This is a genomic window from candidate division TA06 bacterium B3_TA06 (genome assembly GCA_005223075.1).
In the GTDB taxonomy this organism is placed as follows: domain Bacteria; phylum Hydrothermota; class Tepidihabitantia; order B3-TA06; family B3-TA06; genus B3-TA06.
In genome coordinates this window covers 22,974-45,176 of sequence record NJBO01000011.1, presented here as the reverse complement: position 1 = coordinate 45,176, position 22,203 = coordinate 22,974, and the positions used below count along the sequence as shown (strand labels likewise).

At 52.2% G+C, this 22,203-nt stretch carries 17 protein-coding genes and 1 tRNA gene; 4 read left to right on the top strand and 14 right to left on the bottom strand.

What is annotated here, in order from left to right:
• Nucleotides 1-89: 89 nt before the first annotated feature.
• Nucleotides 90-647 (bottom strand): hypothetical protein, encoded by a 558-nt coding sequence (locus tag CEE36_07465; GenBank protein TKJ42053.1) that lies wholly within the window; start codon nt 645-647, stop codon nt 90-92.
• Nucleotides 644-1,966 carry a hypothetical protein gene (locus tag CEE36_07460; GenBank protein TKJ42052.1) on the bottom strand — a complete coding sequence of 441 codons (1,323 nt, stop codon included), beginning with the start codon at nt 1,964-1,966 and terminating at the stop codon, nt 644-646. The genes CEE36_07465 and CEE36_07460 overlap by 4 nt, the downstream gene beginning before the upstream one ends.
• A 114-nt stretch (nt 1,967-2,080) precedes the next feature.
• On the opposite strand from CEE36_07460, the gene CEE36_07455 reads away from it, so the two are divergent.
• Nucleotides 2,081-2,551 (top strand): hypothetical protein, encoded by a 471-nt coding sequence (locus tag CEE36_07455; GenBank protein ID TKJ42051.1) that lies wholly within the window; start codon nt 2,081-2,083, stop codon nt 2,549-2,551.
• Between the two features lie 98 nt (nt 2,552-2,649).
• On the opposite strand, the gene CEE36_07450 is transcribed toward CEE36_07455, so the two are convergent.
• The gene (locus CEE36_07450; protein TKJ42050.1) at nt 2,650-3,738 is read right to left on the bottom strand and encodes a hypothetical protein; all 1,089 of its coding nucleotides are present in this window, start codon (nt 3,736-3,738) and stop codon (nt 2,650-2,652) included.
• 117 nt (nt 3,739-3,855) lie between these two features.
• On the opposite strand from CEE36_07450, the gene CEE36_07445 reads away from it, so the two are divergent.
• A tRNA-Leu gene (locus tag CEE36_07445) sits at nt 3,856-3,937 on the top strand.
• Between the two features lie 53 nt (nt 3,938-3,990).
• On the opposite strand, the gene CEE36_07440 is transcribed toward CEE36_07445, so the two are convergent.
• From CEE36_07440 to CEE36_07420, 5 genes are all read right to left on the bottom strand, one after another.
• A complete protein-coding gene (locus CEE36_07440) occupies nt 3,991-6,432 on the bottom strand; it encodes a hypothetical protein (GenBank protein ID TKJ42049.1) in 2,442 nt (813 codons plus the stop codon).
• 35 nt (nt 6,433-6,467) lie between these two features.
• A complete protein-coding gene (locus CEE36_07435) occupies nt 6,468-6,842 on the bottom strand; it encodes a hypothetical protein (protein ID TKJ42048.1) in 375 nt (124 codons plus the stop codon).
• Nucleotides 6,839-7,777, bottom strand: coding sequence for a site-specific tyrosine recombinase XerD (gene xerD / locus CEE36_07430; GenBank protein ID TKJ42086.1), 939 nt, complete (start codon nt 7,775-7,777; stop codon nt 6,839-6,841). Before xerD ends, CEE36_07435 begins: the two co-directional genes overlap by 4 nt.
• Nucleotides 7,767-9,158, bottom strand: a complete 1,392-nt coding sequence (locus CEE36_07425; protein TKJ42047.1) for an MBL fold metallo-hydrolase — start codon at nt 9,156-9,158, stop codon at nt 7,767-7,769. Before CEE36_07425 ends, xerD begins: the two co-directional genes overlap by 11 nt.
• Nucleotides 9,159-9,367: 209 nt before the next feature.
• A complete protein-coding gene (locus CEE36_07420; protein TKJ42046.1) occupies nt 9,368-9,838 on the bottom strand; it encodes a hypothetical protein in 471 nt (156 codons plus the stop codon).
• Nucleotides 9,839-9,982: 144 nt separating this feature from the next.
• Here CEE36_07420 and CEE36_07415 point away from each other — a divergent pair, with 144 nt between their 5' ends.
• The gene (locus CEE36_07415; protein TKJ42045.1) at nt 9,983-10,813 is read left to right on the top strand and encodes a hypothetical protein; all 831 of its coding nucleotides are present in this window, start codon (nt 9,983-9,985) and stop codon (nt 10,811-10,813) included.
• 134 nt (nt 10,814-10,947) lie between these two features.
• A complete protein-coding gene (locus CEE36_07410; GenBank protein ID TKJ42044.1) occupies nt 10,948-12,120 on the top strand; it encodes a hypothetical protein in 1,173 nt (390 codons plus the stop codon).
• Nucleotides 12,121-12,641: 521 nt separating this feature from the next.
• On the opposite strand, the gene CEE36_07405 is transcribed toward CEE36_07410, so the two are convergent.
• The 6 genes from CEE36_07405 to CEE36_07380 form a co-directional block, all read right to left on the bottom strand.
• Nucleotides 12,642-13,895 carry a hypothetical protein gene (locus CEE36_07405; protein ID TKJ42043.1) on the bottom strand — a complete coding sequence of 418 codons (1,254 nt, stop codon included), beginning with the start codon at nt 13,893-13,895 and terminating at the stop codon, nt 12,642-12,644.
• Nucleotides 13,892-14,611: a macrolide ABC transporter ATP-binding protein gene (locus CEE36_07400; protein ID TKJ42042.1), complete on the bottom strand. Its 720-nt coding sequence runs from the start codon at nt 14,609-14,611 to the stop codon at nt 13,892-13,894. The genes CEE36_07405 and CEE36_07400 overlap by 4 nt, the downstream gene beginning before the upstream one ends.
• Nucleotides 14,557-15,723 carry a hypothetical protein gene (locus tag CEE36_07395; GenBank protein TKJ42041.1) on the bottom strand — a complete coding sequence of 389 codons (1,167 nt, stop codon included), beginning with the start codon at nt 15,721-15,723 and terminating at the stop codon, nt 14,557-14,559. The genes CEE36_07400 and CEE36_07395 overlap by 55 nt, the downstream gene beginning before the upstream one ends.
• Nucleotides 15,720-16,991 carry a hypothetical protein gene (locus tag CEE36_07390; GenBank protein TKJ42040.1) on the bottom strand — a complete coding sequence of 424 codons (1,272 nt, stop codon included), beginning with the start codon at nt 16,989-16,991 and terminating at the stop codon, nt 15,720-15,722. The genes CEE36_07395 and CEE36_07390 overlap by 4 nt, the downstream gene beginning before the upstream one ends.
• Before the next feature lie 443 nt (nt 16,992-17,434).
• The gene (locus CEE36_07385; protein ID TKJ42039.1) at nt 17,435-18,514 is read right to left on the bottom strand and encodes a hypothetical protein; all 1,080 of its coding nucleotides are present in this window, start codon (nt 18,512-18,514) and stop codon (nt 17,435-17,437) included.
• Between the two features lie 9 nt (nt 18,515-18,523).
• Nucleotides 18,524-22,195, bottom strand: a complete 3,672-nt coding sequence (locus tag CEE36_07380; protein TKJ42038.1) for a hypothetical protein — start codon at nt 22,193-22,195, stop codon at nt 18,524-18,526.
• Between the last annotated feature and the right edge of the window lie 8 nt (nt 22,196-22,203).

The window sequence follows — 22,203 nt, the reverse complement described above, 5'->3', positions numbered from 1 at the left end:
AGTGGTTGGCCGCTATCCAAGCAAAGAAAGAAAATACCCTAACCAGATTGAACTCCCCTCAAAAAGACCCTGGATACGCCTGGCTTGATCTAGTCTTTCTTCCCCTCGATCCGACGTGCCAGGGAACCAAGCTCATCTATCTTCGGTTGAATATTCTCTATCTCTTCACGAGGGATACCCTTTTCTTCGAAATCCTTCACCGCACGCTTCAGGCTCCAGAGCTTCATCAGAAAAACATTAAGCGCCCGTTTGCGTCTGCCTTCGGCCTTCTCTGCCTCCTCGTCTTCTTCCTCACCACGGGCCGCCTCGATCTCCTCAAGCTCGGCGGAGACCGCATCCCCTAAGGCCTCGATATGACGCAGTAAGCGCTTGGCATCCCCACGGGAAAGATCGTGTTCCAGAAGCACCACAGCCCCGGTAAGGCTCATGGTGCGAACGCCGCCCTCGCGCTTTAATAGGGTGTCAGAAACGGCCACTGTATCCACCACAACCACCGTGTCGACTATCGTATCCACCGCGTGCTGCTCGCTGGTATCTTCTGAGGTCTCCTCCTGGATTATGACCACTATCTTCTCTTCCCTCGCTTTCCGGCAAAAAATCGCTACCAGAAGCAAAGATAAGGGAAGAAGCAAAACTAACTTCCTCATGTCTTAACCTCCTTGGGTTGAAGTAGTTCAAATACCTCTATCTCGGCATCTCCGTAATCTTCTATTCTTATGCGCCGTGGAAGGAACGTCAAACGCTCGCCCACAAGCTCACGAGTACGAGCGGATACAAGTATCTCGCCCTGCATAGCCGACTCCTGCAACCGCTCGGCGAAGTTGACGCTCTCCCCTATGATTGTATACTCCATCCTGCGGGAAGAGCCGATGTTGCCTGCAATGGCCGTACCGGTATGTATCCCCATCCCCATCTGGATCTGGACCTTGCCTTCGTTCTCACGCTGGAAATTCAGCCTGGCGATTACACGTTTTATCTCAAGGGCTGCCTGGCATGCCCGCAAAGCGTAGTCACTCTGAGACAGAGGTGCATTCCAAAAAGCGAGGAAGCCATCGCCTATAAACTTATCCAGCACCCCTTCATTCTCGATTATCACGTCAATTATGGGGGCGAAGTAGTGGTTGAGCAAAGCTATGATCTCCTCGGGGGACATATGCTGGGAAAACTTAGTGAAGCCGCGGATGTCGGCAAAGAGAATCGAGACCTCTCGCCGATCACCCTTAAGATTAACGAATTCCTTTTCGGAGAGTATCTTCTCCGCAACCTGACGGGTCACGTATCGTTTGAAGATACCCTTAACGAACTCCCCCTCTTCCAGCCCGCGCATCATCCAGTTGAACGCCTCACTCAAGACACCAACCTCGTCTCTTGAGGTGATGCTGACCCGGGTAGAGAGATTCCCTCGTCCCACCTCCTGCATCGCCGAGGCAAGTGACCGCAGTGGCTTTGTGCTTTGCCTGACGAAAAGAAGGACAAGCGCTATCCCGACCACAAACGCGGCTGCCCCTACAACAACAATCCGCCAGACAAAACCCCATATCCCCCGCTCAAGGTTGGCCAACGAATAAACAAGGTCTATGGTATATGCCACCTTGTTTGTCTGCGGGTCTTGTATCTCAGTATGGTAACGTCTAGTACGCCCTCCCTCCGGCGTCTCGCGCTTCTCGCTTAAAACCGTACCGTCTGATGCTATAGCGATCTCCGTAAGCTCAAGATCGTACCCTGCTGCGCTAAACCGTCTGGTTAAGAGATCGGAGATATAAGCTTCAAGCTCCTCGGAAGCCATATACTTATGTGCAAGATCTATGGAGTTGATTACGTCAAGCACCCTGTATTGGGCATCGCGTTCCTTAGCCTGGATAAAGAAGTGGGCCGACATCACCAGTACCCCGGCCAGCAGTAGGGCGTAAAGCGCGCCAAAGATTATAACCAGCTTACCTGCAAGCCCCATGCCCTGCCTTTTCATTATTATAGCATACTCCCCATTAAGAACTTGTCAAGACTACAAGCCAAGATGCAGTAAAACGATTGACAAATCCTCCAGGTGGGATATGATTTAGGCATAAAAGACGGAGGCAAGATGAAGCATGTGCTTTTAGTGGTCTTGGTGTGTTCAACTGTCTTCTCAGGAGCAGCATTAGCCGCCCATTCAGACCACGGGAATATAGGGGCAGGTGTTGTTTTGGGAAAACCTACAGGACTCTCAGGCAAGTTCTGGCTCTCGAGGAAGGATGCTATTGACGCTGCACTCGGTTGGAACTTCGAGGAGGATCTGTTCGCCCTGCAGGCTGGATACCTGTACAACCATCCTATAGATGTGTCGTCAGGATTCCTTGCTGTCTACATAGGAGCAGGCGGATTATTTGAAGCCGTATCTCCATCAGACGAACGACCAATTGACAAGATTTACCTCTCTGGAAGAATCCCGCTGGGTCTTGAGTATATCTACGAACCGATAAGCTTCTTTGTCGAGGTCGATCCGCTTCTGCTCCTATATCCTGGCCTGGGCTTCGATTTCGGCGGCGGGGTGGGCTTCAGGTTCTATTTCTAATTTAAGAAAGTAAATAAAGGAGCGACCTAAAGGTCGCTCCTTACTTATCTTAAATCCGCTACACCGATTGCGTGGTCCAGCTTTGACTGACAGTGAAGCTACTCTTCACCAACGACAAAGCGCCAGGCCTTCAACCCCGTTGTATCTTGAGTTGCCTCCCATAAATCCGTGGGAACCGGGTACCAGTAGTAGGTAACACCCGCCGCCGATACCTCTACCGAATACTCCGCAGCCGTCATCAAACTATCCAGCTTCCCCAAATCCGAGACGAAGACTGTATCCTTTTCCGGATCGGGCGCGAAGTAGAGATCGTAGGTAAGTGGGTCACCGTCCGGATCATCGGGGCGCCAGAGCAGCTTTACAAAACCGCTGGCTGGAGGATCTATAGGAACGAAAGTGTCAGGGGGAGTTGGCGAATAGGCTGACGGGACCCTGTTCGTGCCGCGAGCAAAGTGATAGATGTCACTTTCAGTTCCCTGGCCATAGGGATCTCGACTCAAAATCATCCAGTAGTAATCCTGTTCGGGGTGAAGATAAGGGGGATCGTGTTCCCACTCGAGGGTTCCCCAACTGCCAGTGTCGGGATAGGTGCCCTTGGTGGCCATATTTACCAACTCCATCTTACCGGAACTCCCCTCGCCAAACCAAACCTCAAAGGTCAGTTCTTGTTTCGGGTACTTGTCAGGGTCACTACCCTGCCACTTCAGAATCAGGGAAGCCAGCTGAAGTGTTTTATCGTTCTCTGGAGTCATCAAATTAGCCTTGTTGGGGGGATCGTTTGGGATCCTGATGAGGTAGGAAAGGGAGTTGGAGACCCCTTCGTTTCTAGCCGCATCATACGCCTTTGCACCGATGGTGTATACAACGTTGTCCTCAAGCTCTTGAGTCTGCCACTTGTAGACGTATTCATTCTCCCCTTCCCCGTTTGGCTCTGTCATGGGTTGTCCCACGTGTTCATCGTTTACAAAGAACCTTACCGTATCTACACCGACGTCGTCAGTGGCTGTTGCGATTACTTCCACTATTCCTTTGATGCTATCACTGAAAAGCTCTGAGCGGTAGTTGTCAGTTGCCTTAACGGTAATCGATATCTCAGGGGGGGTGGTGTCTTCCGGCTTACAGCCTACGAACACTCCCATAACCACAACCAACATCAAAGCACCCAGAACCACAAAGGTCTTCTTCATTATGCACCTCCTAACGTGCTTTATTTCATCCTAATACTAAAGAATACCCGTGGAGTGAAGCTTGTCAAGACCTGCGGGCTTGACTTCCTGCTTTAATCAGTTATATTTATGATCCGCGCCGGGGTGGTGGAATTGGCAGACACGTACGTTTGAGGGGCGTATGGGTAACTCCGTGCGGGTTCAAGTCCCGCCCCCGGCATAAGAATAAAGGGCCAACCGTTTAGGGTTGGCCTTACCTTTTCGTTCCGCGATTTACCCGTCTTCCTCGGAGAAACCTAGCGATGCCTGTTTTGGTGACTTATATTTGGGATTACTGGATAGGTTGAGCAAGTCCCCTAGTGTGATACCCTTCCGCCTCTTATGCTCCAAGTAGAAATCCTCAAGATCACGGTAGAAGATGAAGTGCCAATCACTAATACCTAGCTCTTGTAAACCGGGTTCTTGTATTTTTCGGGAAATCAAATTCTCTCGCTCCTCCGGAATTACGATAAACCGATGAGGCTTATACTCGGAAGGAATGTTGGCACCCCTCACAATCGCCTCTGTGATAGTAGTGGTGTTTTCTACCTCAAATTCGATCCTGATTACCCCCTCGGACAGCCAAAGTACGTCGATCTCTTTGATTCTGTCTAATTGTTCTTTGGGAAGCGAATCTGCTAGCTCCAGTTCCTTTTCGCTGTACTCAGAAAGTTTATGTCCCTTGTAAGTATCTCCTTGTTCCCTGGAGCCAATCCAAATCTTGTAGCCCATCTTTTCCCCTATTTTAGCGAGGAAGAAAATCATCTTACTATGCTGTCTTTCTCTTGCCGCTACCTCTGGTTTCAACCGCCACAATCCCTTCTCTGCCTTAGTGGCATACTCTTCGAGAATAGACTTAATTTTTTGAGTTTCTGGTGTAAGTGCATTGGGGAAGGCGATGAAAATCTCCTGCAAGATGTCATCAAAATGAACGGTGATTTCTCTATTAAGCACATTGATTACAGCCTTCTCGACCCGTTCGTCTAAAGGTACAAGATCAATCTTGGATTTGCGTACATCCTTAAGCCACCATTTCTTTTCGACCAGTACAAACTCTTTGTCAAGGTTCTCTTTGAGAACATCTCGTATATCTTTGGTCCCTTTAAGCAATACTCCATTTTTATCGAGGATTGGGATTATGCCGTTCAGAATGTATTGGTAGGCCGTAGGTTCACCTCTTTTGGCTATTAGTTCTTTCGTGGCTTCTACCACGACTCTTTCATAATGACGTTCATCGATTTCAGAAGATGAAATAATGGTTTTCTCGTATTTAGGTTTTCGGAATCTAATGTAGTAATCTCCTACTGCGCTATAATAAGGGTGAAGCGACGCCTTGGATGAACGCTTGGCAGGTGGCTGGTACACAATTTTCTCTAGATTGAAGTCGGCCATAACTGCCGCGTGTATAATGGCATTCCAAATTTTGATGTTTGTGTTGTGAAAAGTGACAGTCATCCAGCGACCGGGCTTTAGCACACGTTGGACTTCTCTGAAGGCCGCGTTCAGCATCTTTTCGTACATCTCGAAGTTTTTTTGCCTTGCAGGACTATCACTAATGATGATCTCATCCTCAAAATTGGGTTTCATCCTTAACCAGGTAGCCCACATGTAGTCTGCCTCAAGATAAGGAACACTGTCACCATAAGGGGGGTCAGTAAAAACGTAGTCTACTGAATTAGAGGAAATACCCTTGAGTTTTAAAGCCGATATATTCAAAAACAGAATGTTATTTTCTCCCTTAAGATCACCGAAGGTTTCAGCCTCTTGGTAATCAGGGATCAGCTTATTGCTTTCTTCTTTTCCAGTATACAATAATTGATATCTATTTTCAAAATAATGCCAAACATTAAGTTCTCGATGTTTGTCGGGGATCCAGTAACCTCTAACCTTCCAACTTGCACTACTCGTTCCACCCTTTGGCGCCTGAATGATCATTCTACTTGCTTGGGCAAGCATAGATGTGAAAGCTAGCTTAAGGAGATTGCGTACAGTTTCGTCTTCGACTTCTTCAATGTGATGAAGAAGTATTGAGAGAGCTATGAGATTACGGTGTGTAAAGAGATCTGTGATTTTAGTTCCCTTGTCTACATTCAATCTAGGATTCCAAATAAACTTTTCCTCAGGAACCCAATAAGGGACTGGTCTCTTATCTATAGACCGGATCCTCGGTAAATCCTTTTTGTCGATTTTCTTGTTCCAAAGAGAGTTACTTTTACACTTCTCGCAAGAATACCATAGGTCTGTGGGTTTTTCTTTATATGGCTTTCTGCTAGTCACTATCCAATTGACTTGCCTAATAAGTCCTTTCGAACCACACTTTGGGCAATTCGTCTCATATAACTTGTTGATTGTAACCTTGCAGGAATTTTCTATTTTTTTGAATTGGGCGTCAAGTTGCTTCAGGTCCACAGGAATGGCTGTCATCCTTGCCAGGAAGAGAGCAAAAGGGTCAAGGTCTACTGCAATAACTTTTCTTTTAAGTTTGAGTGCCTCGACTGCGGTAACTCCACTCCCCACAAATGGGTCTAAGACTATGTCCCCTTTCTTCGAGTAGCGTCTAATATACTCCGCAACCACGTTGTGCGGCTTGCGCGCCCAATATTTATGAATCCGATACATCGGGGGATGTGTTCGCGCTACAAGAGGGTGGTCAATATGTTTCACCATTTTATGCATTGTATGTCCAGGAATCAGGAAGTCAATATGAGTGGTTAGTATCCAAGCTTGCGCAGCTCGGCATCTGACAGCCCGAAGAAGTGGCCGATCTCGTGAAGAACCACGCGGCGCAGGAGTGCCTTGATCTCGGAAGGTGCACTGGCGTAGCGCTCAATCAGAGATTTGTAGATAACGATCCGATCCGGCCAAAGACCGTAACCCGTGGCTCCCCTTCGCCGCAGGGGCACGCCGTGATAAAAACCCAACACCCTCCCTCCTATAAACGAAGGTGGATCAGCGGCATCCGGGTAATCCTTGACCGCGATAACGATGTTACGCTCATCGAGCGCCTTGCGAAACTCCTCGGGCAAACCGTCGATTGTCTCCTGCACGATCCGCTCGAACTCCTCGTAGCTCAGCTTGGAATTCATGGCCGCGGATGGAAGATCTTGTAGACCTCTCGCAGGTAGGAGCGGTCTACGTGGGTGTATATCTCGGTTGTGGAGATGCTTGCATGCCCAAGCATCTCCTGAACTGCCCGCAGGTCTGCTCCGCCTTCCAAGAGATGGGTGGCAAAGGAGTGCCGGAAGGTGTGAGGGGTAACGCGGCGCTTGATCCCTGCCGCCTGAACGTAGGAATGAATGATCCTCCACGCACCCATGCGAGAGAGTGGCCCACCGCGAACGTTCAAAAAGAGCACGTCTCGTGCCTGACTGTGCGTGCGAAGCAACTTAAAGCGACCCAGATCAATGTAGCGGCGAACCGCACGGATCGCAGGCTCGCCTAGAGGAACCACCCGTTCCTTATCACCCTTGCCGATGACCCGAAGAAAGCCTTCGTCTAGATAGATATCCCCCAGACGCAGGCCGATCAGCTCGGATATGCGCAGCCCTGCCCCATAAAGTACCTCAAGCATGGCATAGTCACGCAGAGCTAGGGCGGTGGAACGCTCGGAATCCGCGGATCTCTGGGCGCTCAAAGCGGCCTCAAGCACCCTTTTAACCTCCTCCACGGAAAGCACCTGGGGCAGCTTGCGAGGCAGCCTGGGCCCGGAGATATTCTCACCAGGGTCATGAGAGAGCTTACCGGTATCGTTGAGGTAGCGCAAAAACATACGTATGGCTGATAGCTTGCGAGCCACAGAACGGGGAGCAAGCTCTGCCTCGGCAAGTCTCGTAAGGTAATCCCTCAGGATGCCTGACGTTACATCGAGGATCATCTTGCCCTTCTCTCTGAGAAAAGAGATGAACTGGCCGAGGTCACGCCCGTAAGCATCCACCGAATTCGGAGAGAGCCCACGTTCCGCAACAAGGTAGTTAAGGAACTCCTCAAGCAGAGGGTCGTCTTTCTTCTTATCAGCGTATATCAAAGGTTTGTTCTACCTCCGGAATCTGGATGTTCGCATAGCCCAACTCTGAGACAGCCTCGGCAAGTGCTTTAGATTGGTCCTCATCTCCATGCACAAGGAATACCTGCTTTACCTTCTTAGGGTTATAAGCACGGAAGAACTCCAGAAGATCGTTTTGATCCGCATGAGCCGAGTACTCGTTGAGAACCTCCACCTGACAGTTCAAGGGATACTCCTCTCCATAGAGACGAACCACCTCTGCCCCCTCCACGATACGCCGACCCAGGGTGCCTGGAGCCTGAAAACCGGTGATGAGGACCAGGTTCTTCTCATCAGGGACGATGTTCTTTAGATGGTGGACGACCCGACCGCCCTCGCACATCCCTGAGGCCGCAATAATCATGCACGGACCCTTGATGTCGTTAAGCGCTTTAGACTCCTCGACCGTCTTCACGTAACGCAAACGGAAGAAACCGAAGGGGTCTTTATCCTGCTCGAGATACTCACGTGTCTCGGCGTCAAAGCACTCAGGATGCTTTCGGAAGACCTGGGTAGCCTCAAGCGAGAGGGGCGAATCGACCCATATCGGCATCTGGGGCAGCCTCCCCTCATCCATAAGCTGATGCATGACGAACACAAGCGACTGGGTCCGGCCGACCGAGAAGGCCGGAACGACCATCTTGGCCTTACGGTCATAGGCATCTTGAAGGATCTTCTGCAAACATTCTTTTGCTTCTTCAACCGGAGGATGTACCCTGCCCCCGTAGGTTGATTCCGAGATGATGACGTCAGGATCAGGGACGCACTCCGGATCGCGCACCACAGGCAGATCAGGCTGGCCCAAATCACCGGTGAACAGGATGCGTCTCCCGCCGATCTCATAGAGAACCTGGGACGACCCAAGTATGTGCCCTGCGTCATACAGGGTAACGCCCACCCCCCGGGCAAGCTCCCGGGGTTCATGATAGTGCAGGTGACGGAAGTTCTGGGTAGCTGCCTCGGCCTCTTCGACAGTGTAGAGCGGCTCTACCAGAGGCTCTCCCCGTCTGGCGTGTTTCTTGTTCACGTACTCGACGTCACGCTCCTGGATCTCAGCCGAGTCAAGAAGCATTATCTTTGCAAGATCAATCGTGGCAGGTGTAGCATATATTAGACCCTTGTATCCATCTGCCACCAGCCTGGGGATGTTGCCTGAATGATCGATATGGGTGTGTGAAAAAACCATAGCGTCTGCATTAAGGGCCGCCTGCGGCACCCGGCTGTTGATCTCAAATGCCTTTTTGCGATGGCCCTGGAACATTCCGAACTCGGTAAGGACTGAAGCTTTGCGCGTGCGCAGGACGAACTTGGAGCCTGTAACCGTCCTCACCGCACCGAAGAAGGTCAATTTCAAGGACATTGCTTAGTTTACATAAAATCAGATCGGATGCAAGGTCCCCCTCCCGATAAAGATAACTGGAGCTGGCCGGTTCCTTAAATCCCCCTAAGCCTCTTACCAGTAAACCCGAAAGGCACAGTAACTCTGGGGGCAACTACCACAGTCCCGTCCTTGCGCACCTCTCCCGTCAACGAACCCTCCTCAAGATATTTCTTCATAACAGCCTTAACCTAGGCCGTTGTCATCCCTTCGAAATGCACCTCGAACTTGGTCGCATACCAGAGTCTCTGCTCCAGAAAACAGTTCTTGAGTCTCTTACCTGCCTGCGTTTCTAGAAATTTCTCGATTGCCTGGGCTTTCTTTATTAGGGTGTTGGGGGCGTTAAATTCCTTCACCCTGACGTCTTCAACTTCGTAAGTGACTGAGCTAGCGTGCTGCAATCCGCCTGAGATGTTCAAACCGAAGTTCTTTGCGCTCGCTTTACCCTTAAGGCTCAATCTGCGGGTGAAGTTACCTACCACTATGCTGGCGTCGTCAGAGGAAGCCGCCCACTCCACCTTATCCAGCAGATCATCCAACCTGCCCTCCTCAAATAATCCCCGCCTATCTGGACATAAGATAGAAGCCGGGTGCAGCCTTCTGGTCGCCACCGGCAAGGAACGTATCCCGTTGCGCTTCAAATATTGCATGTAGGTTGCCATTATCTCCTCCTTTGATGAAACTTATTATAGATTTTTTTCGTGAAATGTCAAGTTATTTGCAGGTTTGTTTGTCTCCAATACCTCGTTTTAATGGAACCCCTGGCCATACCTTGACTAAGCCCGAATTCTCGCTATTCTTTTAATATGCCGAAGTTTACACCTAAAGCGAAGAAGGAGAAAAAAGAAAAACAAGCCCCCAAGCCGCCTGAGAAGAAAGAAGAACCCAAGCCTGCGGACGAGGAGCTTGAAAAACTGCGTGAACTAGAACGCAAGTTCGGCAAGATAAGCGGTGCTGAGACCGCCAAGGAGGAAAAGAAAGAAGAAAAGGAACCTCCCGGGGAGAAGGAAAGGGAAGAGAAAGCCTCAGACAAGCGTGAGCGAATCCTCCAGCATGAGGCAACCCGTCATTACAGGCCGCCTGAGGGGATGATAGGGCGTGGCGAACCCGAATACATCTCCCCCGAGAAGCTTGAGAAGTGCAAGCGTGAGCTGGCAATGACCGAAGCGCGGCTGCGCACCCTGGAGCGCGAAGAACATGATATCAACAAGCGGCTTGAGTACCTGCGCAAGGAGCACTCGGCCATGGAGATGGCTATCAAGGAGAAGACCTACCTTGAGCGGGAGATAGCCGAGCTGCGCGAGGACCGCGACCGGATAAAGTCCAAATTGGACGAACTCAAGGAGATGGAGGGCGAGCTGGAGAAAAAAACCTGGGAGGAACTTAAGCGCTCGCCCGCCATAGGTGCCAAGATCTCAGCGCTGGAACGGCGCATCCACGAGCTTGAGGGCCAGATAATTGAACTCAACGAGCAGCGTTTGAAGGCGGCAGGCGCTCCTGTGGAGACCCCTGAACCGAAGCCCGCTCCCAAACACCGGCCCAAGGTAGAGAAACCCGTAACACCAGCACCTCAGCCTGAGCAGGAAGAAAAGAAGAAACCGCCTACCAAGAAGAAAAAACCCCGCCTGACATTTTGACACCCCACGACCGCACTATCGTGCGCTCACGGGGACCCCGACATAGAATTTGTCATTGCGAGCGACTTTAGGAGCGAAGCAATCTCATACCTCTAAACCCTTGACTTAAATCAATCCCTACCATAAAATAGCGCATGGCGAAATCCAAAGGCCGTAAACCCGTAACACCCCTCCCCGACCCGAAAGAACTGAAGAAGTGTAAGCACGAAGGGTGTGAGGAGTACGCCGTCTTTTTTGAAGATTACTGCTGGGAGCATTTGAGTAAAAAAGCGAAATCAAAATACAAAGCAAAGATTGAGGACTGGGTGAAGAAAGGCCGCTCCCTTGAAGGAGCTAACCTCGAAGAGGTGGATCTAAGTTATCTTGACCTTCGACTTCTTAATTGTAATATGAAGAATGTAAACCTCAGCAAAGCTAACCTTACAAAAACACTTCTTTGGGGAGCTAATCTAGAAGGCGCCGAACTTGAAGGAGCAAAGCTAATAGAAACTGAGTTTTGTCGAGCCAATCTTAAAGAAGCTATCCTAGAGGAAGCAAACCTTCAAGACGCTAATCTATATGGCGCCAACCTTCAAAACGCTTACCTCGGTGACGCCTCTCTCCAAAACGCTTACCTCATGGGGGCGAATCTTAGAGGAGCCATCTTCGATGGCGCAGACCTAGAAGGTGTTTGGATTTGCTCGGCAATTCTTGATAGTTCAACTTATTTAAGCTGGAATCAAATACGTATAGTGGGTACTGAAAAAATGAACTGGGGCCAAGCGGAGGAGGATTATTTGCTACTCAAAAACTACTTTCATCAACGAGGACGCTACGAAGACGAAGGTAAAGCTTACTATCGCGAGAAACTTATGGCTAAACACCAGGCACATGAGGAATTGTTCGGCAAAAGTACCTCGAAGGGCTTCAAGAGGGCGTTTCAGAATATAGGCAGGTTCTTTGTTCATAACGAGAATAAGGGCGTGCGCAGGCGTTGGCTTGGCCTGTGGTTCATGTGGGCTTTGGCAGGTTTCGGGGAACGGTGGATACGAACAATCTTTTGGGCGTTGGGCACCTTCGTCTTCTTCGGCCTGCTGCACTGGTTGGGGACGAATGCGACATGGTGGTCACTTGTTTCACGCGGCGGTGAGATCAAACACCTTCTCGATTGCCTCTATTTCAGCCTAGTGACGTTCGTTACCCTTGGCTTCGGTGACATCTGGCCGGAGGCGTGGGCAACAAAAATCCTTGTGGGGGTGGAGGTGGTTCTGGGCTACGTGTTTTTAGGCATGATCGTTACCCTAATCGCCCGCAAGATGGGAAGGTAACACACCCCACAAATCCGCTCTGCGGCTTTGCGGGGACACTGAAAGAAAAATCCCACCCCTTCGTCATCGCGAGGAGCGTAGCGACGAAGCGATCTCATATATCTTGCCGCGCAGAAAAGAAGCTGCGACCTTTATCATCCCGCTAACAAGGGAAAAAGAATTAAGTTCTCGATAGTCAAGAAATAAAAAACTATTCTTTTACTTTAACGCCCTACCCCATATAAGATTGCTCTGTGACTGTCGCCCTTCGGAGCTTCGTCCTCCATCGCCTTCGGCTCTGTAGTTCTCGCAATGACGAGTGGTGTTTTACTCGCTTTATGGACAGACAAGAGTGTCTGTTCTACCTTCACCCCCTCCTTTGTCCTCCCCCATCAAGGGGGAGGTAATATTGTGCTCCTTTTCGCTTACGCGAAAAGATCGCAGAAAAATAAAGACGATACATTAACCCCCGCAAAGGAGCGAAGCTACTTTGTGGGGGGCAATCACCCCTCCCTTGATGGGAGGGGGTAGGGGGAGGGTGGTTATTCGTACCTTATTGCGTCTATCGGATTAAGTTTGGAGGCCTTCTGCGCCGGGTAGATGCCGAAGAAGATTCCCACCGCGGCTGAGAAGCCGAAGCCCAACGCTATCGTCCACCATGGCGATGCGGCGTCCAGGAACTTAACCAGGACAGAGACCAGCCGGGCGATCCCTATACCCACTATGATGCCTATAAGTCCGCCCAGCAGCGCAAGCACCACCGCCTCCATAAGGAACTGGATCATGATGTCACGATCCCGCGCGCCCACCGCCTTGCGGATGCCTATCTCGCGCGTGCGCTCGGCCACCGATACCAGCATGATGTTCATGATACCTATGCCGCCCACGATGAGCGAGATGGCGGCAATCCCCACCATCACTATCCACAGCGTGCTGGTGATTCCCTGCAGGGCGGTCATAATCATCTGCTGGGTGTTGAGGCCGAAGTCGTTATCCTGGTCGTAGCGTAAACCACGCCGCAGGCGCAAGAGCTCTTCCACATCCTCCATCGCCTTCTCAAGCACCACCCCGGGCTTGGGCAACGCCTCGATACTCAAACCACCCCAGATGGCGCGCCAACCCCGGGGCAAGGGGTTGTATTTGAGATAGGTGGAGACAGGGATAATAAGCACGTTGTCCTGGGTCTGACCGAACATGGCACCCTTCTCTTCAAGCACTCCCACTACGAAGTAACGGTGACCGTCCACGTCCAGCGTCTGCCCCAGCGGATTCTCCGCCCCGAACAGGTTTTCGGCGATGTAGGAACCTATTACGCAAACCAGACGGCGGTGAAGCCTGTCCTCACGGGTTATAAACCGCCCCTCGGCCACGACCCAGTTACCGGTAAGATCGCCGCCCTCGGCAGTACCCTTCAGTTGGCAGTTCTGGGCCTCATTACCCAGACGTTTAATGGTGCCTACCCCCTTATCTATGCTGGGAACAGCAGCCTCGATGCTAGAAAGTTTGGCAAGAGCTTCCGCATCTTCGACAGTGAAGTTGGGGCGCTTGCGAAGCTCCTCGAAGTCAAGTCGATGCCGCCCAGGGCCGACCTGCCATTCCATCTTCTGGATGTAGATGGTGCTTGAGCCCAGGGTGGAAAACTCTTCTTTTATCTTTCGGTTAAGACCTTCTAAAAGAGAAAGGATGGTGATCACCGTCATCACCCCGATGATTATCCCCAGGGTAGTAAGGAAGGAGCGAGATTTATGATGGCGCAGGGTGACCACCGACAGCCTAAAGAGGGAGAGAAAATTCATACTATCCTCCCGTCCAACAGATGTAGGGTGCGCTTGGCGTGTTTGGCGACAGTGTCGTCATGCGTAACCACTATAACGGTCCTTCCCTGTTCGTTGAGTTCATCCAGGAGTGCCATTATCTCTTCCTCGGTCTTGGTGTCCAGATTTCCGGTCGGTTCGTCGGCCAGAAGAATGGCAGGGTCATTCGCCAGGGCACGGGCGATAGCCACCCGTTGCGACTCGCCGCCTGAGAGTTCGTTAGGACGGTGATGCCCGCGGTCCCCAAGACCTACCTTGGCGAGCATTTCTGCCACGATCTCCTTCCTGGGATCGATGGGAACGCTTGAGTAGAGAAGCGGGAGTTCGACGTTCTGGGCCGCAGTAAGACGGGGCAAGAGGTTATACTGCTGGAACACGAAACCCACCTCCCGGTTGCGCACCCTTGCGAGTTGATCGGAATCGTAGCGGGATATCTCCTGTCCCTTGAGGAAGTACTCGCCATAGGTAGGGACGTCAAGACAGCCAAGGATGTGCATGAGGGTGGACTTGCCGGAACCTGAGGGTCCCATGATGGCCACGTACCCACCCTCATAAATCTCAAGGTTAATCTCCTTGAGCGCCTCCACCGCGACAGGGCCGCCGTCGTAGGTCTTCGAGAGACCCTGAAGCCTGATTAACGGCTCTACGTCCGGACCCTTACTCTTCTTACCTGGGGGCCGTCGGATCTTTCCTGCCATTCGGTTTCTCCTTTGCTGGGTTTAACCTCGTCTCCGTCTTGTAGTGTTCTCAGCACCTTGTATGGACCGATGATCACAGTCTGGCCTTCCTTTATACCTTCGATGACCTCCACCGAGCGTCCGTCCGAGATGCCGGTCTCTATAGAAACCAGTTTAGCCTTTCCGTCTTCAAGAACGAACACCGTCTCCGAGAGCTTCCCCTCGACTTCACGTCTGCCTATGGCCTGCAGGGGACAGGTGATTACATCCTCGCGCATGGCGGTGGTTATGTCGGCAGAAACACTCATACCAGGCCGCTGTGCAGGGTCAATATCCACAAGGTCGAGGATCACTTCAAAGTCAGTTACCCCTTCTGCGGCGGAGGTTAGGTTCGTGGAGGGCATGTAACTGATGCTTCTCACCGCGGCCGCAAATGCGGTGTCAGGCATCGCATCAAGTTTAACCTGTGTGCGCTGGCCGGTCCGCAGATCGACAACGTCGGATTCATCCACATCCACCCTTGCCTGCATGGCGGCTAGGTCGGCAATCGTCATCATAATGGTTCCGGGGTTGTTCATGGTGCCCATCATCACCGCCTCACCCTCCTCGATGTTCAAGCGAACCACCCTGCCGGAGATGGGGGCGTAGATACGGGTCTTGGCCAGTCTGTCCTCGCTCTGATCGAGCTGCGCCTTTGCCACCTCAAATGCGGTTCTGACCCGCTCAAACTCAGCGGTGGATATAAGAGTGTCTCGATAGAGAGCTTCTCCTCGTTTGTATGCGGCAGAAGCTTCATCGAAGTTGGCCCGGCTAAGGTCGCGGCTGGAAAGCAACGCGGCGTCGTCAAGCACGCAGAGAAGCTCGCCCTTGCGAACCTCTTGTCCTTCCTTCACGTAGAGCCTGGAGACGCGGGCAAGGATCTCTGCAGAGATATCCACCTGATTGGCGGCGCGAAGCTCGCCTGTGGCGGAGACGGTGGAAACTATCCTGCGCTTGCCAAGCTCCATAACCGTGACCTGAGGTGTCCTGGGGAGCCTGCACTGAACGACACAGACGATTATCAAAACAAACACCACCCTTGCGGGGATGCCAAGCCTTAAGGCTAATCTACGTTTCCTCTTCTTCTTGTTCATTTAACCTCCAGTGAAGTTCCCAAAAAGTAGTTAAGCTCTGCGCGGCTGGACCAGTAATCCGCTTTTGCCTGGACCAATGCTCGCTCCGCCTGAACAAGCTCAGCCTCCACCTGGAGTAGATCAGCCAATGAACTGGCCCCCAACTCGTAGCTGCGGAGGCTGAGGCGGTAAACCTCGCTTGATAGTTCAACATTCTTGGATGCAACCTCCCATCCCTTGTAGGACGAGGACTGGGTAGCGAGTAGTGCGGCCAGACGCTGACGGAAGCTAAGCTCCTGCCGGGCCAGAGTTATCCTCGAGTTCTTACGCTCCAGCCGAGCCCGGTTGATGGAAAGTATCTTCCCCTTGAGATCAGCTATGGGGAAGCCTATTGCGAGGCCGTAATTCGTAACCCCATCGTCCCAATCCGAGAACGCGGGAAGGATCTCTTCCTGGATGAAGTTCTTCGAGGCGGTTAGGGAAAGGGAAGGCAGGATCGAAGCCCACGACCCCAAGTATGTGAGCTCGGAGGCTTTAACCTGCCGCAGGAGCACGTCGAAGTCCGGGTTCTCGGCTAATATGGCGGCGGAGATAACTGTGGTGGGCAGGGAATAAGGTTCCTCTACTTGCGGGAGTTTGTCAGCCTCTATGGGCTGCCACTGGGAAAAACCTATGAGATCTGAAAGGATGCGTTGGTTGTTCTCAAGCGAAGTACGAGCTGAGACGAGTTCCATCTCCGCCGAGAGGAGACTCGCTTCCGCCCTCAACTTATCAGCCTTGTTTGCTGCCCCCAGTTCAAAGCGTTTGGCAACGATCCGCAGGTTCTCTCTACCACGGTTGTCCCGCCCCTCGGCACTGGCCACCAACGCCTGGGAGGCGGCAAGGTTGTAGTAGAAGTTCTGGACATCCAGGATCAGCTTGGCCATACTCTGACGAGCCTGTGCACGGGAGACTCCGTTCTGCTGTATGCCTCCGATCAGGCCAAAGATGACGGTAGCATCAACCACAGGTTGGGACAGGGAGAACTGAGAGACCCACATTCCATCACCCAGGTCGGCGAGAGAGGAGTCAGTGGTTGATGAAGATGCAGCGAGGCGAGGCAGTAGTCCTCCCGCGCCCTCGACCAGAGACTGCGCCCCTTTAGCCTTCTGGATATTCGTCTCATCTACGGCCAAACTTTGTTCCAACGCGATCTCAAGCGCCTCATCCAAGCTGAGCTTTAGACGAGCAGGCTCAGACTCCACGGACAGGAGCGTTGCCAGTAGCAAAATGAGACCTGTGATGGTCACTCCTTGGTTTAAAATTAAACGATTACAGCAAGAGTTTTGTCTGCTTGCCAGTATCCTTTTCTATACCCATTAGACACCGGGATTATTCAAAAGTAAAACCTTTCTCTGTCCAACTGGGTTACTGACTATACACACTAGACGCAGGAACCCTTCAAAGGTTACACAAGCACCCCAACCAGAAGCTTCGCTTCTGGCCGGGGACCCCGTTTTTGACGCTCCTTTTTGTCCGTATAAAAAGACCGCGATCAATACTATCAATGAAGGATAATGCGATCTTTTAACCTATCGGTTCACAAGTGTCTCCGCAGAAGAAAAGGAGCACAGAGGAGTCCCCGCGGCCTTGCGCAGCAAGGACGTGGGGTGTAAAGTGGGGGCAACCCGCGGGTCGCCCCCATCAGATTTTGTCTCTGCGACCTTTCTCCCTACGGGAGAAAGGAGCATCCTTAAAACGCTATCCCGAGCGATGCGCGATGAACCGGTGCTAAATACCAGTGCCACTCGAAGCTGTAGTCAACCCCTACCTCGTAGCTTCCAATAGGAATCTTGACACCGAGCCCTGCCGAAGGACCACGGGTGTTGCGGTTAGAAAGCACCTCACGAACGATAGTGGCTGCATCAACGGATGTGTTGTCCTCTTCGCCTCCAAGCTCAGGTGCGGTGTTGAGTCCGAGACCCAGGCGCAGGAAGAGCGTCTCGTTGAGCCCATACTCCAGGCCGATGGCACCCTTGGCAGGCTGGTCCGATATATGAGCGAAATCCGCTGTCACGCTAAGACGTGAGGGTGGGCCTTCAACAAGGTCTATGGCCGCACCACCGGCAAACGTGAAGGGCATGTGGAACGGCTCGGATTTGTAGGTGGATGGTATATCCTCGGTTTGAAGGGTGTCTTTGTTGGTGTTGAAGATCAACCCTTCACCTTTGTAGGTCATGTCCGGACCAAAGTGCTGCACCACGAATCCCAACCTGAGGTTGCGGATACCCACATTATAGGTAGCGCCGACATCTAGCGCGAATCCCCAGGCCGCAACTCTGTGCAGGGTAAGATCGATGACTTTAAAGGTGATACCGGCCGAGAACTTCTCGGTCATCTTGCGTCCATAGGAGACACCCACTGCGTAGTTGTTGGCCGTGTAGTAATTGTCCGTACCGTGTTGATGCTCATAGGTTGTGATTTCAATCGGTCCGGAAAGATGTGCAAGAACCTGGAAACCTATCGCATCGAGCTCGCTTAACGGAACCACGAGGGCAAGGTTCTCTTCAAGCATACCGGCAAAAAGGATCGCCTGACCGAAGCTCCCAGCTATCCGGTCCATCCTTGCTATCCCGGCCGGGTTCCAGAATAAAGCGTCCGGTCCATCGGCCAAGGCCGTATAGGCACAACCCATAGCGATGGGACGAGCACCGCCACCCATCGTAAGGAAGGACACTGAGGCCCCGGATCCGCCCAGACGGGCCGATAGCGGCGTTGCGATCACCGCCAGCGCCAGGACGCTGAGGATAAGGATTCTTCTCTTTGTCTTCATCTATTCCTCCTACCTGACGATGGCAAACTTGCCAACTTTGGTCTTCTTCTTGCCATCTGCGGTTTCGGTCTCAACCTGCCAGATATACAACCCGCTCGTGCAGTCCAGTCTTTCGTCGGTTCGCAGGTTCCACTCCTCGGAGCCTGCAGTTCCATACAGGCCTACTCCATCGTGTTCAATCGTACGAATAAGTAGACCTGCCGAGTTGAAGATCCTGATTGTGCACGTAAGGGGTAGACCCTGGAAGATCACGTGGCGCTCATACTGGCTGAGATCCCAGGGGGCACGGACATAGTAAGGGTTGGGGACGACACGAATCTCATCCAGCAACGAATCTATGTCCTCTTCACTCATCTGGATGGCAAACGTGGTGTAGCGGAAGCGATCCTCTTCGGTGGTAGCTTTGAGCGTCTTTATGAGGAACTTGTCCCCGGGCTCAGGCGGTATAACGTACCTTGTGGTGTCCCAACCTATTGTGTCGTTAGTAACGGTATCGACAATCGGCCTCCGGGTCGTAGCCGTGTCAACGAAGGAGAGCTTGAACACCTCGTTACCAGGCCTTATCTCTTCCCAGTAGATGGAAACACTCGTGTTGCCCGTGATGTCCAAGCGATCAATGTTCGGGTCGCCGTCTTTATTCCATAGGAAAGATTCCACCGGCTCGTTATTATCGTATCGATTAACCACCACAGGGCCCCACCGATTTAAACCGTCTTGTGCGCTGTCGACCACGGTTACAAGGTAATCGATGGTGTAAGGAACAGGTCTTCCTCGAATTGCGTTGGTCCAGTCAACATTGAAATGCATGTCGGTCTTAGAGGGCCTCTCGAGCCATCCGGTGTAAAGGGTATCAATCAACTCCTCGACATCCAAAGTATCCATGGAAACCGCTGCGACCTGAACCAGCACTCCGTCGATTATCGGACCGCTCAGCTCACCGCCGTGCACCAGGAAGCTGTCGAGAACAAGGGAGTCGGCATCAACGTCCTTGAAGTAGGCGTACTTGATGATGTACAATGTGTCAATCGTCACATCCGATCCTTCAATAATGGTATCGATCCTGGTCACCGCGCGGAAGCCTACCTCGTACTCGTGACCTGTGATCTCATCCGGGGAAACGAGGCTGTCTTTCACCAGCGCACTGCCGTCGCCAGCAACACGAATTACCGGCCCGACCATCGCATCCTGCCAGCCCATCGGATTGGTGCGAGGAACCGCCCAGTATGTCTTGCCCGTCTTGCCGCCTTCAAGCGACTCCACACCTTCTGTGGGCTGCTGACGTGAATAGGAGGCAACGGAGTAGTAGTAGATCTGACCGTTGCGAACATCCTCATCGATGTAGTAGTGACGCACGCCGGCCTGTCCGCCGAGCTGCTCTTTGACGTAGGTTTTAATGGAGAAGACCTCGCCGTGGATGGGTTCAAGGATATCCCCGGGGGCGCCGGAGTCAGGGTTAGAGATACGATACTGCCCGCCGTCTATGAAGATTATATCCCCGGACTCGTAGGGATAGTGGTCCTTGCCACCCACGCCGCCGGTAATGGGCTCTGCATTCGTAACCGAGGTAAGACCCTCAATATCGTCAACGATGGTAGTGATCTGACCGGCCGTGACGTTGCCTATAGTACCTGCTAGCCCTGCTTCGATATCCACGTCCACCGTGGTTCCCGCAGAGTCAATCGCCGCATCTTGCGTAGTCTCGAACTCTACGTATCCGAAGACAGGGTTGTCGGCATCGGTGGCGACGATCGTAGCTTTGGGGATCTGTGTGCTACCGGCACCCGTAAAGGTCACTTTACCCTTGGCCCTTACCGCTGTAGAGAGAGCCTTGGAGGTGCCGTTGATTTCGTCAAGCACGCAGTAACCGCCTTCGTCAAGGGCGTCGGGGTTGTAGGGCAGCATTCTCTGGTCCGCAATATCATAAACGATGTAGTAGGTGTAGCCCCTGTCCGTCTGGAAGGTGATGGTGTAGGTGTTGGGCTCGAATCCGTACTCGGCTAGCTCCTTTGGATATGCTTCGTCATAGTAGAGACCAAGGAACTCTATCGTGGCCTTACTCGGCCCGGAGGTATGTTCGACAACCGCCGTATCGGGATTCTCCGAATCCTTCAGATCGTAGTCGCCAAGAAGTTGCCAGGTCTCTGAGAGCCCTGAAAGACTCTTATAGACCCGGTAACCTTCAAAGGTCGGCTGCCCACTCATAGGATCGATATAGTGCTCAGGTTCACTGCCCCAGGTAAGATAAACCATGCTGTCACCAGGAATTACTGAAAGAGAAGGATTCGGAGGAGGTGCGTAACCGAAGTAACCGTTCTCGAACTGAACCTTAGCAGACTTGGCCTTCTCTTTGAGTTCATCAAAGGAGTAGGCGACAATAACCGCGATGGTTAATTCTACCTCCTCACCAGGCTCCAGGTAGGGATAAGGGCCGCAGTTCAGAAGCATGCGGACGTCGTTGGGCTTATCATAAGTCCAAAACTCCGTATGGGCCATGTAAGCGTACTTGAGGCTGTCCTGACCCTCGAAGTCTATCTCATAACCGTTCGGCCAGGTCTCGAAGCCTGTGAGTCCGATATCCAGAGGGGTATCGAGGAAAACAGCACCTATGTATCCTGCCGGGGTAACCCAGCCTTCCTCCGAGCCGTTGGCATCGTAGGTGTAGCCCAGGTTAAGTTCCTGATCGAACCCGATCAGATCGTCCCAGAAACCGTCATCACCTGCACTGGTTCCACCCTCTCCGATGTCGTTGTCCATGAAGAAGGAGAAGTAGACCGAATCCAGCGGGAAGTTGTTCATGTTCTTAATCTTGTAGTTGATGAAGATGTAGGAGTCGTTGTACTCGTAGTTCCAGGCGTAGGTGCGCTGCTCGATTCTTAGCCCCTGCCCACGCAAGTCGTAGGCACCTGTTGGAAGTATCCATATGCACGTGGCGTCACTCACGGGAATCCAGTCCCCACCGCAGGCGTAGCTATCCTGCTGGGAGATGATGTCTCCGTTTCCAAAGGGACCAGGGCTGACCTCAGGCATCCCTATCGCTCGGCGATACTTGTTGATCGTGGTATCCGTAAACGGCCAGAGCACCTGGTAGTCAAGAGGTGTAGTTCCGGGGGTGGCAAAGAGTCTTCCGCCTTCACCGTTATATCCGTAGCCCTCAGGGATGGTCATATCACTGAAGTAAAGCCCGAGGTTGCTGATGTCGCGCATGCCGCCTGCGATTTCCATCTCCGGGGCGGCCATAGCTCCAATGTCCGAGTTAAAGGCCCCCTTGGAGACGTTATAGACCATCTCGTCTCCAACCGGGTAGTGGCTGCCGACCCAAAGACCCCAGGCATAGGTGTAGAACTGCTCCGAACCTTTGGGATACTCGGCGTTCCTGCCTCTCGTGTCAGGATAAAGCCTGCGAGACTCTATGGGGAATTCCCCTCTGTATTCGTGTTCGTCTGCGGCGTGGCGGGCAAAGGTGCCGCCCTGAAGGGTGTTGCTGACCAAGAAGTCTGAGATGTTTCCTGCATCTACCCACCATATCATCCACCAGGACGCCGGCTCGTCGGTCACCACGCTCAAGAGGCGGTTTTGAGGTTGAGGTACAAGCTGAGCGTTGTTATCCATTCTGGCAAGAGCGGGCAAAGCCAGAAACACGAGCCCCGCTAAAACAAGGATTGATTTTCTTCTCATCGTCATCTCTCCTC

What these genes read in the sequence shown, in the direction of transcription:
- CEE36_07465 (TKJ42053.1), bottom strand. Translation starts at nt 647, where the DNA reads ATGAGGAAGTTAGTTTTGCTTCTTCCCTTATCTTTGCTTCTGGTAGCG.
- CEE36_07460 (TKJ42052.1), bottom strand. Translation starts at nt 1,966, where the DNA reads ATGAAAAGGCAGGGCATGGGGCTTGCAGGTAAGCTGGTTATAATCTTT.
- CEE36_07455 (TKJ42051.1), top strand. Translation starts at nt 2,081, where the DNA reads ATGAAGCATGTGCTTTTAGTGGTCTTGGTGTGTTCAACTGTCTTCTCA.
- CEE36_07450 (TKJ42050.1), bottom strand. Translation starts at nt 3,738, where the DNA reads ATGAAGAAGACCTTTGTGGTTCTGGGTGCTTTGATGTTGGTTGTGGTT.
- CEE36_07440 (TKJ42049.1), bottom strand. Translation starts at nt 6,432, where the DNA reads ATGCATAAAATGGTGAAACATATTGACCACCCTCTTGTAGCGCGAACA.
- CEE36_07435 (TKJ42048.1), bottom strand. Translation starts at nt 6,842, where the DNA reads ATGAATTCCAAGCTGAGCTACGAGGAGTTCGAGCGGATCGTGCAGGAG.
- CEE36_07425 (TKJ42047.1), bottom strand. Translation starts at nt 9,158, where the DNA reads ATGTCCTTGAAATTGACCTTCTTCGGTGCGGTGAGGACGGTTACAGGC.
- CEE36_07420 (TKJ42046.1), bottom strand. Translation starts at nt 9,838, where the DNA reads ATGGCAACCTACATGCAATATTTGAAGCGCAACGGGATACGTTCCTTG.
- CEE36_07415 (TKJ42045.1), top strand. Translation starts at nt 9,983, where the DNA reads ATGCCGAAGTTTACACCTAAAGCGAAGAAGGAGAAAAAAGAAAAACAA.
- CEE36_07410 (TKJ42044.1), top strand. Translation starts at nt 10,948, where the DNA reads ATGGCGAAATCCAAAGGCCGTAAACCCGTAACACCCCTCCCCGACCCG.
- CEE36_07405 (TKJ42043.1), bottom strand. Translation starts at nt 13,895, where the DNA reads ATGAATTTTCTCTCCCTCTTTAGGCTGTCGGTGGTCACCCTGCGCCAT.
- CEE36_07400 (TKJ42042.1), bottom strand. Translation starts at nt 14,611, where the DNA reads ATGGCAGGAAAGATCCGACGGCCCCCAGGTAAGAAGAGTAAGGGTCCG.
- CEE36_07395 (TKJ42041.1), bottom strand. Translation starts at nt 15,723, where the DNA reads ATGAACAAGAAGAAGAGGAAACGTAGATTAGCCTTAAGGCTTGGCATC.
- CEE36_07385 (TKJ42039.1), bottom strand. Translation starts at nt 18,514, where the DNA reads ATGAAGACAAAGAGAAGAATCCTTATCCTCAGCGTCCTGGCGCTGGCG.
- CEE36_07380 (TKJ42038.1), bottom strand. Translation starts at nt 22,195, where the DNA reads ATGACGATGAGAAGAAAATCAATCCTTGTTTTAGCGGGGCTCGTGTTT.